Source organism: Streptomyces kebangsaanensis, from assembly GCF_001906585.1.
GTDB lineage: Bacteria > Actinomycetota > Actinomycetes > Streptomycetales > Streptomycetaceae > Streptomyces > Streptomyces kebangsaanensis.
The window spans coordinates 19647-22728 of sequence record NZ_JUJA01000114.1; the positions used below are offsets into that span (position 1 = coordinate 19647).

General features: G+C 73.7%; 2 protein-coding genes and 1 pseudogene. All 3 read left to right on the forward strand.

The annotated features are described in order from the left end of the window. The coding region (locus RH94_RS16875) for a PP2C family protein-serine/threonine phosphatase (RefSeq protein WP_073948413.1) at positions 1-994 on the forward strand (994 nt) is incomplete at its 5' end. 158 nt (positions 995-1152) lie between these two features. Continuing rightward, positions 1153-2535 carry a vWA domain-containing protein gene (locus RH94_RS16880; protein WP_073948414.1) on the forward strand — a complete coding sequence of 461 codons (1383 nt, stop codon included), beginning with the start codon at positions 1153-1155 and terminating at the stop codon, positions 2533-2535. Positions 2536-2637: 102 nt separating this feature from the next. Next, positions 2638-3082 (forward strand): annotated as a pseudogene (locus RH94_RS43620) (FHA domain-containing protein); the annotation flags it as partial.

Here is a 3082-nt window from a genome sequence, read left to right on the forward strand (position 1 = left end):
GCCGGCGGAGCCCGACGAGTACCCGCTGCAGGCGCCGGACCCGCGGGTGGCCGCGGACGCCGCCGCGCAGGACGAGGACACCGCGGTGTGCGTGGCGTGCCGGGCGGGCCGGGTCGACAGCGACGGCTACTGCGAGAACTGCGGGCACGCCCAGCCGCGCGAACGCGACCACATGGAACGGGAGTCGGGCCCGGTCGCCGCGGTCAGCGACCGGGGCCTGCGCCACCACCGCAACGAGGACGCCTTCGCCGTCGGCCACACCGCGCTGCCCGACGGCTCGCCCGCGGCCGTGGCGATCGTCTGCGACGGCGTGTCCTCCGCGACCCGCCCCGACGACGCCTCACTGGCCGCCTCGCGGGCGGCGATCGAGTCCCTGCTGGCCGCGCTGCCCCGGGGCACGCACCCCCAACAGGCCATGCACGAGGCGATCGTGGCCGCCGCGAAGGCGGTCGAGTCGCTCGCCGGGGAACCCGCGACGGCCCGCGAGCACGCCCCGCACCAGAACGCGCCGGCCTGCACGTTCGTCGGCGCGGTGGTGACCTCCGGCCTGCTGGTCGTCGGCTGGGTCGGCGACAGTCGTGTCTACTGGGTGCCGGTGGACCGCTCCACGCCCCCGGCCCGGCTCACCGAGGACGACTCGTGGGCCGCGCAGATGGTCGCCGCGGGCCTGATGACCGAGGCGGAGGCGTACGCCGACGAGCGCGCCCACGCGATCACCGGCTGGCTCGGCGCGGACGCCTACGAACTGGAGCCGCACACCGCCTCCTTCAAACCGGACCGGCCGGGTGTGGTCGTGGTCTGCACGGACGGGCTGTGGAACTACGCCGAGACGGCCGAGGAGATGGCCGAGGCCGTCCCCCTCGACGCCGCCGTACGGCCGCTGCACAGCGCCCGGGTGCTGGTCGGCCATGCCCTGGACGGCGGGGGCCACGACAACGTAACAGTGGCCGTCCTGCCGTTCCCGGCCCCGCCGCAAGGGGCAGGATCGCCCTGAGGGACGTGTGCCGGGGCATGCCGTGACACGTGGCACGTGACGGGAGCCCGGGCCCGGGTCCTCACCGGCGGAGAAGCTCCGAGGGGCCGGAGGGGGCCGGCCCGTTCACAGTCGTCGCCCCCGCGCGCGGGGGTTCCAGAAGGGGGATCTGGGAAGACATGGCCAATTTCTCGAAGTCCGGCGTGCCGCGGTTCTCGGTGGACGTATACCAGAACGAGTACCTGCCCGAGGGCGGCCGGGAGGTCGACGCGATCGTCACGGTCACCGCGACCGGCGGTGGCACGATCGGCGGCGCGGTGGCGGCGCCGCACCTCTACGCGTCCGGTCGGGGGCCGTCCGCGGCGGTGGCGCTGATGGTCGACTGCTCGGGTTCGATGGACTATCCGCCGGCCAAGATGCGCAACGCCCGGGACGCCACGGCCGCCGCGATCGACACCCTGCGCGACGGCGTGCGCTTCGCGGTGGTCGGCGGCACGCACGTGGCCAAGGAGGTCTATCCGGGCGGCGGCCGGCTCGCGGTCGCCGACGCCACCACCCGCGAGCAGGCCAAGCTGGCGCTGCGCAGGCTGAGCGCGGGCGGCGGCACCGCCATCGGCACCTGGCTGCGGCTGGCCGACCGGCTGCTGTCCTCGGCCGAGGTGGAGATCCGGCACGGCATCCTGCTCACCGACGGCCGCAACGAGCACGAGTCGCCCGAGGACCTCGGGCGGGCGCTCGACGACTGCGCGGGACGCTTCACCTGTGACGCGCGTGGCGTGGGCACCGACTGGGAAGTGAAAGAAGTCACAGGGATCGCCTCCGCGTTGCTCGGCACCGCCGACATCGTCGCCGACCCGGCCGGTCTGGCCGCCGACTTCACCCGGATGATGGAGGCGGCGATGGGCAAGGAGGTCGCGGACGTCGCCCTGCGGGTGTGGACTCCGGTCGGCGCGACCCTCAAGTTCGTCAAGCAAGTGGCGCCTGCCGTCGAAGAGTTGACCGGCCGTCGTACCGAGGCGGGCCCGCGTGCCGGGGACTATCCCACCGGTTCCTGGGGGGACGAGTCCCGTGACTACCACCTCTGCGTGGAGGTGCCCGCGGCCGGCATCGGCCAGGAAATGCTCGCGGCCCGGGTCTCCCTGGTGGTCCCACAAGCAGGGGGCACCTCCCGCTCGAGCGAAGCCGAGAGTGGGGGAGGGACGGTGCGGAACCTCGGCGCGCAGGGCCTCGTACGGGCCGTGTGGACCGACGACCTGGTCGCCTCCACCTCGATCAGCCCGCAGGTGGCCCACTACACCGGGCAGGCCGAACTGGCACAGGCCATCCGGCAAGGACTCGAGCTCCGCAAAGCGGGCGATATCGATGGAGCAACGGCCAAACTGGGCCGGGCCGTTCAGCTCGCCGGCGCCTCGGGGAACGCGGATACTGCGAAACTGCTTGCGAAGGTGGTGGACGTGGTCGACGCGACGACAGGTACTGTGCGACTGAAAGCGAAGGTCGAGGAGGCCGACGAGATGACCCTCGAGACACGGTCCACCAAGACTGTTCGCGTGAAGAAGTGACGCGGCACCACCGCGGCGGACGACCAAAGACAGCGAGCCCGGCCCCTCGGGGTTGGAGAAATCCGGTCGACACGGCCGGAAAGGAGAGGGGGAAGCGCCGACATGCCGACCTGCCCGAACGGACACCAGTCGGGTTCCGACGACTGGTGTGAGGTGTGCGGTCACCGCATGGCCGGTGCCGTGCCTCCGCCGCCCCCGCCGCCCCCGGTCGGCGGCTACGGGTTCCCGCCCGCGCCGGGGTCGGGCGGTCCCGGTCACCCGGGTGCGCCCGGCGGCCACCCGCACCTGTCCGCCGTACCGGACTCCGAACTCTGCCCGCAGTGCCGTACGCCCCGTGAGGGCGCCGCGCCGTTCTGCGAGGAGTGCCGGTGGAACTTCCTGACGAACACGGCGACCTCGTACACCCCGGCCTCGCCGCGCCCGCCGGGGCCCGGTCCCGGCCAGGGCCAGGGCCAGGGTCCCGGCCCGGGTGCTCCCCGCTTCCCGCAGCCGCCCGGCCCGCCCTTCGGCGGTGACTCCTACGAGTACCAGGGCTCCCGGCCCTCGC